This is a genomic window from Streptomyces sp. NPDC051636 (assembly GCF_044453765.1).
Classification (GTDB): Bacteria; Actinomycetota; Actinomycetes; order Streptomycetales; family Streptomycetaceae; genus Streptomyces.
The window spans coordinates 159,143-171,949 of record NZ_JBITDA010000002.1 but is presented as its reverse complement, the minus strand read 5'-3'; the positions used below and the strand labels follow the sequence as shown (position 1 = coordinate 171,949).

At 71.0% G+C, this 12,807-nt stretch carries 12 protein-coding genes; 3 read left to right on the top strand and 9 right to left on the bottom strand.

Annotation, left to right across the window (positions count from 1 at the left end; genetic code table 11):
- Positions 1-32 precede the first annotated feature (32 nt).
- Entirely contained in the window at positions 33-674 is a 642-nt protein-coding gene (locus ACIBBH_RS04350) for a hypothetical protein (protein WP_399401792.1), read from the bottom strand.
- 334 nt (positions 675-1,008) lie between these two features.
- On the opposite strand from ACIBBH_RS04350, the gene ACIBBH_RS04345 reads away from it, so the two are divergent.
- Both ACIBBH_RS04345 and ACIBBH_RS04340 read left to right on the top strand, forming a co-directional pair.
- Positions 1,009-1,596, top strand: coding sequence for an RNA polymerase sigma factor (locus ACIBBH_RS04345; protein ID WP_399402686.1), 588 nt, complete (start codon positions 1,009-1,011; stop codon positions 1,594-1,596).
- The gene (locus tag ACIBBH_RS04340) at positions 1,586-2,332 is read left to right on the top strand and encodes a hypothetical protein (protein ID WP_399401790.1); all 747 of its coding nucleotides are present in this window, start codon (positions 1,586-1,588) and stop codon (positions 2,330-2,332) included. The genes ACIBBH_RS04345 and ACIBBH_RS04340 overlap by 11 nt, the downstream gene beginning before the upstream one ends.
- A 438-nt stretch (positions 2,333-2,770) precedes the next feature.
- Here the strand turns inward: ACIBBH_RS04340 and ACIBBH_RS04335 are convergent, their stop codons facing one another.
- The 6 genes from ACIBBH_RS04335 to ACIBBH_RS04310 form a co-directional block, all read right to left on the bottom strand.
- Positions 2,771-4,252, bottom strand: a complete 1,482-nt coding sequence (locus ACIBBH_RS04335; protein WP_399401788.1) for a glutamate-cysteine ligase family protein — start codon at positions 4,250-4,252, stop codon at positions 2,771-2,773.
- Between the two features lie 307 nt (positions 4,253-4,559).
- Positions 4,560-6,491 carry a cellulase family glycosylhydrolase gene (locus ACIBBH_RS04330; protein WP_399401786.1) on the bottom strand — a complete coding sequence of 644 codons (1,932 nt, stop codon included), beginning with the start codon at positions 6,489-6,491 and terminating at the stop codon, positions 4,560-4,562.
- A gap of 273 nt (positions 6,492-6,764) precedes the next feature.
- Entirely contained in the window at positions 6,765-7,190 is a 426-nt protein-coding gene (locus ACIBBH_RS04325) for a VOC family protein (protein WP_399401784.1), read from the bottom strand.
- A gap of 59 nt (positions 7,191-7,249) precedes the next feature.
- The gene (locus ACIBBH_RS04320; RefSeq protein WP_399401782.1) at positions 7,250-8,104 is read right to left on the bottom strand and encodes a helix-turn-helix domain-containing protein; all 855 of its coding nucleotides are present in this window, start codon (positions 8,102-8,104) and stop codon (positions 7,250-7,252) included.
- Positions 8,105-8,126: 22 nt separating this feature from the next.
- A complete protein-coding gene (locus ACIBBH_RS04315) occupies positions 8,127-8,894 on the bottom strand; it encodes a YqjF family protein (protein WP_399401780.1) in 768 nt (255 codons plus the stop codon).
- A gap of 152 nt (positions 8,895-9,046) precedes the next feature.
- Entirely contained in the window at positions 9,047-9,538 is a 492-nt protein-coding gene (locus ACIBBH_RS04310; protein ID WP_399401778.1) for a peptidylprolyl isomerase, read from the bottom strand.
- Positions 9,539-10,090: 552 nt separating this feature from the next.
- Here ACIBBH_RS04310 and ACIBBH_RS04305 point away from each other — a divergent pair.
- Positions 10,091-12,085 carry a spermidine synthase gene (locus ACIBBH_RS04305; protein ID WP_399401776.1) on the top strand — a complete coding sequence of 665 codons (1,995 nt, stop codon included), beginning with the start codon at positions 10,091-10,093 and terminating at the stop codon, positions 12,083-12,085.
- A 64-nt stretch (positions 12,086-12,149) separates the two neighbouring features.
- Here the strand turns inward: ACIBBH_RS04305 and ACIBBH_RS04300 are convergent, their stop codons facing one another.
- On the bottom strand, positions 12,150-12,377 hold the full coding sequence (locus ACIBBH_RS04300) for a hypothetical protein (protein ID WP_399401774.1): 228 nt from the start codon (positions 12,375-12,377) through the stop codon (positions 12,150-12,152).
- Positions 12,378-12,401: 24 nt separating this feature from the next.
- Positions 12,402-12,686 (bottom strand): hypothetical protein, encoded by a 285-nt coding sequence (locus tag ACIBBH_RS04295; protein ID WP_399401772.1) that lies wholly within the window; start codon positions 12,684-12,686, stop codon positions 12,402-12,404.
- Positions 12,687-12,807: the final 121 nt, after the last annotated feature.

The window sequence follows — 12,807 nt, the reverse complement described above, 5'->3', positions numbered from 1 at the left end:
GACCGTCCTGCCTGCCGGTGCCGCCCCGGTCTTCAGGCGGGCTGTGCCTGGCCCGTCTCTCCCTCTGGAGCGGGCTCCGCCGCTTCGGGTGCGGTGTAGAAGACGGAGGAACCCTGCTTGGTGCGCCGGGCCTGGTTCTTGGCCACGAGTCCTTCCAGCGTGGAGCGCACCACGGTCGTCTTGATCGCGCGTTCGGGATGCTCCTGCCCCAGCGCGGCGGCGATCTCCGCTGCGGAGCGCGGTTCGCTCTGGGCGGCCAGGTGTCCGCGGACGACGTCGACGAGGGTGGGCCGGGCCGATTCGGAGCCCGTCGCCTTGTCCGGAGTCTTCCTGGACGACGTCTTCTTGGCGGCCGGTTTCCGGCTCGGCGCGGCCGACTTGGCCCGCGTCCGCTTGCTCTGGCTCGCCTTGGTGGCGGTCTTCGTACGGGGAGGGGGCACCGTCGCGGCGACGGGACCGGCCGCGGGCTTACGGGGCGCCGGCGTCACACCGAGGGCCTGCTGGATGTTCAGCAGGATGGTCCGGTCCTCCTGGAGAGCGGCCAACTGCTCCTGCAGCGCGGCGATTTCACCGCTGACGCGCTCCTGTTCCTTGAGGTTGCGTTCGAGGTCACCGGCCACTTGGGTGGCGTACTGCGTTGTCAGCTCGGTGGCTGCATTGTCGGTCTCGGACATGATGCTCGTAGCCCCTTCCGGATCCCTGGGAGCGCTTCAGCAAGCCCACAGACGTATGCGGAACCAAACACGTGAGTCTTTTGATCTGGTGCCGCAGGTGCGGCACCGATCACTGCTGCAAGCTGTGTCCCAGCGATAGTACGGAAGAAAGACACGCCGTGGTCTTTTTCGGCGTGTCTCAAAACCAATGAGCTGTAGGTGACCGGATGCCGATCCGGACCGGTGTTCGCCCGCCGCAACGATGGACCGGCCAGGGGGACCGCAGGACAATGGAAGGGTGATCTTCCGCCACCGCCAGGCAATCCGCCGGCCGGAATGGTCCGTATATACAGGTATGCAGGGTTTTGGGCTCTCCGTAGGCCGTCTGCCGGACGAGGCTCTGCTGTCCGGTCTGGCCACCGGCGACCCGGAACTGGCGGTTGCCTTCGTACGGCGGTTCCAGCACACGGTCTTCGGTGTGGCCATCGCGGTCCTCGCCGATCCGCAGCTCGCCGAGGACATCGCCCAGCAGACGTTCGAGCGCGCGTGGCGGCACGCGCAGATATACGACTCCCGCCGAGGCTCGGTGATGACCTGGCTGACGACCATCGCACACAATCTCGCCATCGACGCCGCCCGCTCGCGCCGGTCGGAGCCGCTGGCCCCCGAGGATCTCGACGCGCTCCTCGACGTCGTGACCGAGACCCCCGAGAAGCTCGCGCTCGCGGACGAGGCGTCGTCCAGGCTGCGGGCCGCCGTGGCACGACTGCCGCGCGAACAGGGCCGTGCCCTGGTAATGGCCGGGATCTACGGAATGACGGCTCAGCAGATCGCCGACTGGGAGAAAATCCCGCTGGGCACGGCCAAGACGCGGATCAGGACCGCGATGAGGAAACTGCGGTCCACGCTCACGTCTCCGAAGCGAGGCGACGATGTCCTCTGACGTGACCTGCGAAAAGCTGCTCGAGATCGGTGCCGAGCTGGCTCTGGGCGTGCTCCCTGGGCGGGAGCGGGCCGCGGCTGTCGCGCATCTGGACCGGTGCGCGGACTGCCGGGAGTACGTCGGGCAGCTGACCCTCGTCGGTGACGGGCTGGTCGGCCTGCTGCCGGGCAGCGAGCCGCCGGTGGGGTTCGAGACCCGGGTGGCGCGGTCGCTGGCCCAGGCCGCGGCGGCGCACGAGGGCCGCCGGTCCGCGCGCGGGCCGGGGCATGCGCGCAAGCGGTTCCGGGGACGTGTGCGGCTGCGGGCCGCGTCCGCTGCCGCCGCCTTCGCGCTCGCCTCCGGGTTCGGCGGCTGGGCCGTCGGCACGGCCATCGAGAACGCGGCCGCCCCTTCGCGGCCCGCGGAGGCCAGGACGGGAGTGATGCTCGCGGACCTGACGACACTCGGCCCCCAGGGGCAGCCGGCCGGGAAGATCTTTGCCCAGCCGGGAGCGCCGGGCTGGGTGTACGTGTCCATCGACCTCGACGACGCCGGGATCGAGTACAGCGGGAGGGTCACCTGTCTGCTGGAGCGCACGAACGGCACAACCGTGCGCGTGGGGACCTTCGCACTGCACGACGGTTACGGCTCCTGGGAAGTCCCGGTACCGGTGGAGCAGTCCACACTCTCCGGCGCCCGCCTGACCTCCGCCGACGGCACCGTCCTCGCCACCGCGCACTTCGAAGCGGCGGCATAACAGTCAGGTCCGAGCCGGCGGTCATGCCCGGGGCACCTGGTGCCGCCGGCACGGCAGGGCCGCGTCCAGGGCGGCAGGCGCCGGCGGGACGCGATCGGCGGGCGCGTCCGTCGAGCCGCGGATACCGGTCGTCCCGGCCGGGTCGTGTCGTCACTGGCCTCATACCCCGTCTCCGTCCGCGTCTCGTCCACGGTCTCACCGCAGCCGAACGGCAGGTCGTCGGTCACGGCCGCGTACGACCTGACACCGAGGTGGGCGGTGGGAAGGCGGCGCTGTGCTCGGTCAGCGCGCTCACGTCGTCCACCACGATCTTGAAAATAACGGGATCCTCACCCACCGGGAGCAGACGCCGCAGAACATGCCGCGGGACACACGCCGTGGGCGCACGGCGGATGGCGCCTGCCGGGGGGACTTTCGTGAAATGTCCCCGGCCCTTGCTCAGTCGACCGGCCATGTGTGGGCCGGAGCGTTGAGGTGCATGTAGTCGATGTACAGCTGCGTCATCCGCTGGAGGGCCTGGTGGCGGCCGGAACGGGTGGAGGCGTCGATGCGGTGGAACATCTCCTTCTGCCAGACGGCTCCGTTACGGCCGGTGACGCACCGCTGCTCGATGATGCCGAGCAGCGGCTCCCGCCAGGCTTCGTCCATGCCGGAGTGCTGCAGCCCCCGGTGCGCCAGCGGCAGCAGTCGCCGCAGGACGAGTTCGGGCACCGGCACCTCGCCCATTCCGGGCCAGTACAGCCGTGCCTCGATGCCGTTGCGTGCCGCCGTGTGCAGATTGTCCTCGGCGGCCGGGAAGGACATCCGCGACCACACCGGCCGCTCCTCCTCGACCAGGGCGCGGGTGAGCCCGTAGTAGAAGGCGCCGTTGGCGAGGGTGTCGGCGACGGTCGGGCCGGCGGGCAGCACACGGTTCTCCACCCGCAGATGCGGCTGGTCGTGGGCGACGGCGTAGACCGGGCGGTTCCAGCGGTAGATGGTGCCGTTGTGCAGAGTGAGCTCGGCCAGTTCGGGGACGTCGCCGCTGTCCAGCGTCTCGGCGGGTTCCTGCTCGTCGCACAGGGGCAGCAGCGCCGGGAAGTAGCGCAGGTTCTCCTCGAACAGGTCGAAGACGCTGGTGATCCATCGCTCTCCGAACCACACCCGGGGCCGCACCCCCTGCACCTTGATCTCCTGCGGGCGGGTGTCGGTGGCCTGCTCGAACAGCGGGATACGGGTCTCGTGCCACAGTTCCTTGCCGAACAGGAACGGCGAGTTGGCCGCCAGCGCGACCTGGACCCCGGCGATCGCCTGCGCCGCGTTCCAGTAGGCGGCGAACTCCTCGGGGGACACCTGCAGGTGGAATTGGGTGCTGGTGCACGCGGCCTCGGGAGTGATCGTGTCCGCGTACGTCCGCAGCCGGTCAACGCCCTCCACCTCGATGCGCAGGTCCTCGCCCCGGGCCGCGAAGACCTGATCGTTGAGCAGCCGGTAGCGCGGGTTCTCCGACAGCGCCGCCTCGCCGACGTCCTCCTGCCGCAGGGTGGGAAGGGTGCCGATCATGATCAGATGGACGCCGACCGACCTGGCGCGTTGTTCCGCGTGGTTCAGCGCGGCGCGGATCTCGGACTCCCAGGCGTCCGGGCCGCCCGCCGTCAGACGGCGGGGCGGGACGTTGATCTCGAGGTTGAACCGGCCCAGCTCGGTGGACCAGGCGGGATCCGCGATCGCCTCCAGCACCTCGCTGTTGCGCATCGCCGGCTCCGCCACGTCGTCGACCAGGTTCAGCTCGATCTCCAGCCCCACCCGGGGCTGCTCGGGGGACTCGAACCGTGACTCGCGCAGCATCCGCGCGAACACCTCGAGACACTCCTGCATCTTGATCCGGTACCGGCGGCGGTCCTCACGGGTGAACACCAGCGCCGGGACGTCCCGTCCCATCGGCCCTCCCGGGTTCCCCTCCTCGGACACCTCTCCACCAGGGTCGCACCACGGGGCGGCCCTGACCAGGCGGGACGGGCTGTGGGTGATCTTCTGGCAGGACCGTTCGGCGGCCAGCGCCTTCCTGCCGGCTGCCGGGCAGGACGGAGACCTGGTCTCCGATGACGAGGGGGATGCGGCCCGCGCCGAGGCTGAGGTGGAGCCCGGAGCCGGACCGGCATGTCCGGGTGCGTACCCGGTCGCCCCACAGCTCGCGGATCGCGCCGCCCACAACACATCACCTCAAAGAAGCCCGGCGATCTGACCGTCATTCGGCGGTCAGACCTGGCAGCGGACCGCACAACAGGGCCGCGGGGCCCGCCGCAGCGCCAAGGCGGGTGGTGAAGGCGATTCCGGCGGCGTACTCGTCGGCCGCGCACTGGCCTTTGTAGTGGCCGGAGGCGAAGTCGCCGCCGGCGCCGTCGGTGGGCCGGTTGTCGGACCGGTCGAACCAGACGGTCCGTCCGGTCAGGCCCAATGAGGTGCGGGCCGGCGCGCACAGGGCCGTCGCAACGCGGTCCCCGCGGCGGCTGTAGCCGATGAGGAACTGCCCGGCGGGGCACTGGAGTTTGGTGTAGCCGCCGGCCCAGTCGCCGCCAGCGGGGACGTAGCGTTCATCGGTGACGACTGTCTGGGCGTTGCCCGCGGCGCGCAGGTCGCCGGCGGCGGTGTCGGTGCACAGACCGCGGCCGCCGGTGTGGCTCAGGCCGGTCAACCGCAGCCCGTCGGGGCAGGCGGCTTTGTAGGCCCCCGGATCCCAGTCGCCGCCCGCCCGTACCCGCAGAGACCGGACCTCGTCGCCGTGGCCGGTGTTGAGCATGCGCCAGACAGGTACGGGCGGGATGTACCCGGTGCGGGTCGCAGAGGTCATGAGGTGATTCCAGGCGGGGCCGCGCCAGTCGCCCTGGCCGAGGATGCCGTACCGTCGTCCCGCGGTGTCGTAGCGCAGCAGGGCCCAGTCGTCGTGGCCCTCCCAGCCGACCAGGGGCCAGTAGGCGAAGTCGGCGTCATGGTCGGCGAAGCAGTCGGTGATGTTGCCGAACCAGGTGCGGGCGGCGGTGCCCGTCTCCCCGGCTCCGCTGCCGAATTCGCTGACCCACACGGGCGCGGTGTAGTGCTGTCCTTCCGTGGTGACGAAGAAGGCCTGGTCGGCGAGGACCTGGTACAGCTGGTCGCGGGTCAGGTCCTGATATCGGGGATCGTGGGTCTCGCCGACTCCGGTGGCGCCGCTGTGCCGGGGACCGGTGTAGCCGTAGAAGTGGGCGGAGTAGACCAGCTTGTGAGCGTTGACGAGGGTGTGGGACAGCGTGCGGACGGGGGTGAGGGTGGGGCGGCCGTGCGGCAGCCCGTCGACGGGGAGGCCGGTCCAGTTGATGCCCTCGACGACGATGAGGAGATCGGGGTTGGCCTCGGTGAGGATGCGGTCCGCGGCGAGTCGGGCCGCGGCGTACCAGTCGTGGCCGTCGCCCAGGCCCCAGTTGGGGTCGTCCAGTACGTCGCGGCGTACTTCGTTGTAGAGATCCGCGCCCACGACGCGGGGGTCGGCGGCGTACCGGCGGGCCATGAAGACCCAGTCGTCGGCCCACTGCGGGGTGGACTGACCGCTGTTCCAGCGTTCGTTGCCGTCGATGCCGCAGCACCAACGGGAGGTGCGGGTGTGGTTGTTGAGGACGACCGCGAACCCGTCGTGGGTGAGGGCGGCCACGACGGCGTCGTAGATCTGCAGGGGCGTCTTGCCGCTCAGCTGTGGATTGGCCGCGACGGCGGCGTCCGGCACCGGGGCTGCCGTGTGGATCATCTCGTTGGAGAACGGCAGCCGGATGCTGTTGATGCCGAGTTCGTGGAAGTCGGCGAGCAGCTCGGGCAGCGAGGCGCGGTCCAGGCCGAGGGGTATGCCGTAGGAGTTCTGGCCGGCGTGGTGGTTGGCGGGATCGGCGGTGCTGCCGTTTCCCGTCCAGGAGCCCTGCGCGCCGTCCCAGTTGGCCGACTTCAGGCGGAACCGGTGCCCTTGGGCATCGACGATGTACCGGCCACGGGTGGACAGCGGAGGCTGCCAGGTGCCGGCCGCCGGGGGAGTGGCCTGGAGGGGGGCCTCGGAGGCGACGGGTTCCGGGGCGGCGGCGACCGGGGTCGGTGCCGTGGCCAGCGTGAGAACCGCGGCCGTGACTGTCAGGTACTTGACAAGCTTGATGGTCGGCATTCGGTCCTCTGCGGGCGCGCGGCGGGGGAAATGACGAGCAGCGGCTTGCCAGCCTACGAAGGAACACCGGCCACGTCGACGCCGGGCATCCGCCTTGTGGCAGCTCTCGCGTCGGCATCGACGAGCCGACCCGGCACCGGGCAGGGTCGTCGTGTGCCGGTACTGCCGCTGCGGCAGCCCCAAGGTGACCGCCGTCGGTCACGCGGGACCAAGGGTGCCCTCGGCCGTGCCCACGGCGATCAGCGGGACTGCCGCACGCTCCGCGACCGGGGGTCAGCGCGGCTCGCCGGGATAGGTGCCGAAGTTCCACCGGTTGCCCTCGGGGTCGCGGGCGGCGAAGTCGCGGGAGCCGTAGGGGGTGACGTGCAGGTCGGTCGTGATCTCGGCGCCGGCGGTCTTGGCGCGGGCGTGGACGGCGTCCGGGCCGGCGGTGACGACGTAGGCGCTGAAGGCGCCGGGCGGTGTCGGGCCGGTGCCGGGCTCCTGCCCCTCGCGCACGGACCCCAGCATGATGCCGCCGCCTTCGGGCCAGCTGAGCTCGGCGTGCTCGACCAGGTCGCCGTCGCCGTGGACCACGGTCTCCTCGAAGCCGAAGGCGTCGACGAGGAAGCGGATCAGTGCGCGGGCGTCGTGGGCGCGCAGGGTGGGCCAGACCCGCGGGGCGGGCGGCCGCTTGGCGGTGCCGGGCGTACTGCTCATGAGGATGCGCCTTCCGTGTCGCGGGAGTCGGCGGGATCGGTTCGTCGACCCCTCCAGGATCACGCGGGCGGATGGTGGCCGGATTGGATGTTTCGGAACTCCTGGGCCAGCCAGGCGCTCGGCGTGCAGGAGGCCAGGGCGGCGAACTCGCGGTCGAGGTGGGACTGGTCCGCATAGCCGCAGTCGGCGGCCAGTCCGGCGAGGTCGGGCGGGCCGGGGCGGGTGGCCAGGCGGCGCCGTGCCAGGTCGAAGCGGATGACCCGGGCGGCGGCCTTGGGAGTCAGGCCGATCTCCGCGCGGAAGCGGTTGCGCAGGTGCCGGTCGCTGTAGCCGGCCTCGGCGGCGAGCTGCTCGACGCGCAGGCGTCCGCCGACGGACAGCAGACGCTGCCAGGCGCCCGCGACCGGGGCGGCGCAGGTCGTTCCCGCGCCCTCGTGGTCCGACATACGGCACAGCAGCCAGTGGTCGATGACGCGGAACCGGGCGGCCCAGTCGGGGGCCGCGCGCAGCCTGTCGTGAACCTCGCGCACCCCCGCGCCCAGGACGTCGTCGGCGTGGGCGTCGGTCCCGGCCAGCTCGCCCGCGGGCAGTCCCAGCAGGACCCGTGCGCCGAGCGGGCTGATCGCGACCTGGATGCCGGACTGCCGACCGGGAACGTGGATGAGGGCGGGCGTGAGGTGCAGGCCGCCCAAGAGGGTGGAGTAGTCGCCGGGGGAAGCGGCCGGGTCGGGGTGGGCGGCCATGCTCAAGGGTTCGTCGAGAGTGAGGATCAGCGTCAGCCACGGCGACGGCAGGCCGCGGTGCGGGCTGGGCGGGAGGCCGCGCTGGCGGTAACCGGAGTACCAGCCGACCAGCCCCCGCAGCGGCGGCGCCGGAGCCGCCCGCACCGCCTCGTCCACGATCTCGCCACCCATGCGGCCATTCTCCGCCACCGGCTCACGGCGTGGGAATGCCTGCCGGGCGGGCCGGGCGGCCGAGGCGGACCGGGACGCCGGGGGAGTACAGGACGCTGACCGGTGCGTCGCTCGGCGCGGGGAGACCGGCGGCCGCGACGAGGTTCTCCTCACACGTGAGCAACTCGGCGCGGTGCAGCGGCCGGCGCGGGTGGTCGTTGGGCAGGTACGCCAAGGATTCAGCCCGGCCGGGGAAGAAGGCGTTGTGCATGCCCCAGCGGGCGGTCAGGAAGTGGTCCGACTCCGTGGGTTCGTCGATGCGCTCACCGATGCGTACGGTCAGGCGGCAGTGCGCGCCGCGCGGGCCGGGCCAGCGGCGGCGGCTCGTGTACGCGACGGTGCGACCCTCGCTCCGCACGCTCATCCGGGACCACAGGTACGGCAGCCGGAAGGCGAGGCGGCCCATCAGCACCGGAATCAGCCGGGAGGCGTCCATGGAGCGGAAGACGACACCGCGCCGACCGTGCCCGTCCACCGAGTAGAGCCGCGCATTGGTCTCCGGAAAGCTTCCCAGGTACGGCACTCCGGGCAGCCGGAACCATCCGACCCGGTGCATCCGGAAGGCGACGAGTCCGACGTACGTCCGCCCGTGGTGCGTGTCGGGAAAGGTCCCGGCCGGCAACAGCCCCGCCACGGCGCCCGGTTCGACGGCCCAGTGGATGAAGGTGAGGTCGAGCCATTGCTGGGTGAGGAGAGGGGGATGTACGGAGACGGGCGCGTCGGGGGTGACGGGGACGGAGTCGGTCGGCATGCGTGCCAGGATCGCAGACACCGCTCGGTGGTCCCGGTGCGGGCGCGTTCCGTGAGGCGATGCCGGTGGGCGGCGGCTCGGGGTGATCGCGTCGTTCTGCCCACCGGCTGCGCATCGAGGGACGGCGGCTCCGGCTCTCGTGGCGGTGTCGGCTAGACCGTCCCGCTCGCGGCGATCGTGACCTTCGCCTTGGGCGCTCCGCTGCGGCTGCCGAGGGATTCGACCCTGTCGACGATGTCCTGGCCTTCGACGACCTCGCCGAAGACCACGTGCTTGCCGTCGAGCCAGTCCGTGACGACGGTGGTGATGAAGAACTGCGACCCGTTGCTGTGCGGACCCGCGTTCGCCATGCTCAGCAGGTAGGGCCGGTCGTGCTTGAGGGTGAAGTTCTCGTCCTGGAACTTCTCGCCGTAGATGCTCCGGCCGCCGGTGCCGTTGCCGCGGGTGAAGTCGCCGCCCTGCAGCATGAACTGCGGGATGATCCGGTGGAACGGGGAACCGGCGTATCCGAAGCCGTTCTGGCCGGTGGCCAGCTCGCGGAAGTTCCTGGCGGTCTTGGGTACCACCTCGTCGAAGAGGTGGAAGACGATCCGGCCGGCCGGTTCGTCGTTGATGGTGATGTCGAAGTACACGTTGTCGCTCATGGCGATCAACCTATCGTCGAGCAGTGTGCGGGTTTCAGGAAGGTCACTCTTGGCGTATCCGGTGTGTCCCCAGGGCGGCTCCTGATCAGGCAGTCGGGCAGCGCGTGTTGAGGCCGGGGACTGCCGCCTGATCATTCATGAATCGTCTGCAGGTGCGCACGGCAGTGAACCGCACGCCGCCGGGGGAGCCGCGCGGCGTCCTCAGCCCGTCGCCGCCGTCCGTTAGGGGCGGAAGAACGCGCGCGGTTCCTCCGCGTGGAGCTCGGGTTCCTCGAACGGCGCGAAGTGCCCGCCGCGCGCGGGCTCCGCGGTGTACATCGGAAAGCGGCACACCGCGGCACGATGCCCCGGGCGCGCGGACAGCGCCCGGGGCATGTCGTCGTGCCCCGGAGACGGCGCGCCGCCGGCGGCGCGATGCCCGCCCTCCCCTGGCCGAATCCGCGCCGCGAAACCGGCAGGGCATCTCGACTCACCCCGCCGAAGATGGCACCGTAAATACGTATGAAGCGGACCGAAACGGCACAAACCGAAAGATCGGTGCGCTGGAGGCTCATGCTGGCCAGCACCACCATGCTCTTCGTCGAGCTGGCGCTGATCAGATGGGCGGGCGCCAACGTCGTCCACCTCAGCTACTTCTCGAACTTCATCCTGCTGGGATCGTTCCTCGGCATCGGCATCGGGTTCCTGATCCCCGCCGCCCGCGGACAGTGGCTCACACGCTGGACACCGGTCCCGCTCGCGCTTCTCGTCATCCTGGTACGCGAGCATCCGGTGCAGGTGCGTCAGAACAGCGGCCAGGTCATCTACTTCACCGCCGTGAAGACCACCGGCCTCCCCGAGTGGGTGACGCTGCCGGCCATCTTCCTGCTGACCGCGATGATCATGGCCGGGATCGGCAAGATCACCGCCGACCTCTTCCGCCGGCTTCCCTCGCTCGATGCCTACCGCTACGACCTCCTCGGCAGCATCACCGGCTCGGTGTCCTTCGCCCTGCTGTCCTGGCTCCGCGCCCCGTCGGTCGTATGGGGCGTACTCGCCGCCGCGGCCCTGCTGATCCTCGGCGGACGGCGCAACACCCTGCTGTACGGCATCCCCCTCACGGCGATGGTCGCCGCGCTGTTCATGGAGACGACGACGGCCGGCATCTCCTGGTCGCCCTACTACAAGATCCAGCTCAGAGCCTCGTCGTCCGCCACCCGGGCCTACACCGTCTCCGCCAACGGCGTCCCGCACCAGAGCATCGTGCCGCTCCCGGTGCTCTTGGGGGAGAACTCGCCCTACCGGCAGGCGTACGACCAGACACCCCACAACCCGCACAAACGCGTGCTGGTCATCGGGGCCGGCAACGGCAATGACGTCGCGGTCGCGCTGGCCCGCGGAGCGCAGCGCGTGGACGCCGTCGAGATCGATCCCCGGCTGCAGCAGATCGGCGCGCAGCTGCACCCCGCGAAGCCGTACGACGACCCCAGGGTGCACGTCCACATCGACGACGGACGGGCCTTCCTGGAGCGGACGAACACCAAGTACGACCTCGTCGTCCTGGCGCTGCCGGACTCGCTGACACTGGTGGCCGGCGCGAGCAACCTGCGCCTGGAGAGCTACCTGTTCACCCAGCAGGCGTTCGAGGCCGCGCGCGATCACCTGGCGCCGAACGGCGCGTTCGCCATGTACAACTACTACCGGAAGAGCTGGTTGGTCGACCGCTTCGCCGGCACCCTCGATGACATCTACGGCCACGCCCCCTGTATGACGACGTTCCACGAGAACGCGGCCGTGCTGGTGGCCGGGATGACGGCCGCCGACCAGTCCTGCCGGCAGATCTGGCGGCCCAGCGGGGCGGTGCCGGCGGCCGCGAGCGATGACCACCCCTTCCCGTATCTGCTCCACCGGACCGTCCCTACGCTCTACCTCGGCGCGCTGGGCGCGATCCTGCTGGTGACCCTCCTGTCCGTGCGCCTGACCGGGGTTCGCGTCCGACGCACGTTCCGCTACACCGACATGTTCCTGCTGGGCGCGGCCTTCCTCCTGCTCGAAACGAAGAACGTGATCGGCTTCGCGCTCTACTTCGGTACGACCTGGCTGGTCAACGCCCTCGTCTTCATCGGCGTCCTGCTCGCCGTCCTCGCCGCGGTCGAGGTCCGGCGCAGGCTGCGACGGGTCAACCAGCTGCTCCTGCAACTGCTGCTCTTCGGCTCCCTCGCGGTGGCCTGGTTCGTCCCGGCGCACGCCGTGCTCACACTGCCCTTCGCCGGACGGCTCGCCGCCGCCATCGCGCTGGCCTTCGCCCCCATCTTCTGCGCCAACCTCATCTTCTCGGACCGCCTCGCGTCCGCCCCGGACCCGACATCCGCGTTCGGCGCGAATCTGCTGGGCGCGCTGACAGGGGGCGCCCTGGAGTACCTGGCCCTGGTGACGGGCTATCAGGCGCTGCTGCTGATCGTCGCCACGCTGTACCTCGGCGCATGCGTCGCCATGCGCTTCGCCGGGCGCGGGCCGGGCGGGCGGACAACGCGGCTGCCGGACGAGACGGTGGCCGTCAACACCTAGGGACGGCAGGCGCGCGCACGTCGCGCCGCTCGTGCCGGCGCCCGCAGCGCTCCTTCCGATGCCGTCAGCCCGCCGTCCGCCCGGACAGGTGAGCGGCCGCCGGTACACGGACCGCCTCGATGGCGAATCCGCTGCGCACGCGGGCCGGTATGCGGTCCAGCGGGATCCTCGGATCCTGTTCGGGAACGGCGTACTCCAGCTGGGACAGCCGTGGCCCGAGGGCCCGCAGCAGCGCGGTCGTGACGTCCTCACCGCCCGCCCCGCCGGAAAGCGACGTGCCGCCGTGCGCCACTCACGGCCGGGGGTTGGTGCGCTGCTACCGGGGGCGTGCGTCGGCGCCACGGCGTCCGGCGACGGAGGCGCAGCGCGGGCACTGGCGTCGTACCCGGTCCGCGGCTCCTCCGGATTCCGGGAAGGTGTCCGGCCAGGTGACGTGCGGGAAGCGGATCAACCGGGAGCGGCTGAGAGACAGACCGCAGACGGTCTGGTTCATACCCGGCTCCCAGGCATGGACCTCACCGGCGGGCAGTCGGCGCCGGCCCTCCTCCTCGTCGGTCCACTGTCCGGAGGCGGCGACGGCGTACTGCTTGACGCGTCCCATGGTGTACCTCCCCTGCTGAGACCCCCGGTCGCCCGGTGCGACGTGCCCGGTCCGGGCGGGTATCGTGCGTAAGCGCGTGGCGGGTACCCCAGGCCGTCGATGGAAACAGTCCCTGGGGTGG

Coding starts and splice junctions, on each gene's coding strand:
- ACIBBH_RS04335 (WP_399401788.1), bottom strand. CDS start 4,252: ATGGGACGGGACGTCCCGGCGCTGGTGTTCACCCGTGAGGACCGCCGC.
- ACIBBH_RS04305 (WP_399401776.1), top strand. CDS start 10,091: ATGCTGGCCAGCACCACCATGCTCTTCGTCGAGCTGGCGCTGATCAGA.
- ACIBBH_RS04320 (WP_399401782.1), bottom strand. CDS start 8,104: ATGGGTGGCGAGATCGTGGACGAGGCGGTGCGGGCGGCTCCGGCGCCG.
- ACIBBH_RS04330 (WP_399401786.1), bottom strand. CDS start 6,491: ATGCCGACCATCAAGCTTGTCAAGTACCTGACAGTCACGGCCGCGGTT.
- ACIBBH_RS04345 (WP_399402686.1), top strand. CDS start 1,009: ATGCAGGGTTTTGGGCTCTCCGTAGGCCGTCTGCCGGACGAGGCTCTG.
- ACIBBH_RS04340 (WP_399401790.1), top strand. CDS start 1,586: ATGTCCTCTGACGTGACCTGCGAAAAGCTGCTCGAGATCGGTGCCGAG.
- ACIBBH_RS04350 (WP_399401792.1), bottom strand. CDS start 674: ATGTCCGAGACCGACAATGCAGCCACCGAGCTGACAACGCAGTACGCC.
- ACIBBH_RS04295 (WP_399401772.1), bottom strand. CDS start 12,686: ATGGGACGCGTCAAGCAGTACGCCGTCGCCGCCTCCGGACAGTGGACC.
- ACIBBH_RS04310 (WP_399401778.1), bottom strand. CDS start 9,538: ATGAGCGACAACGTGTACTTCGACATCACCATCAACGACGAACCGGCC.
- ACIBBH_RS04315 (WP_399401780.1), bottom strand. CDS start 8,894: ATGCCGACCGACTCCGTCCCCGTCACCCCCGACGCGCCCGTCTCCGTA.
- ACIBBH_RS04325 (WP_399401784.1), bottom strand. CDS start 7,190: ATGAGCAGTACGCCCGGCACCGCCAAGCGGCCGCCCGCCCCGCGGGTC.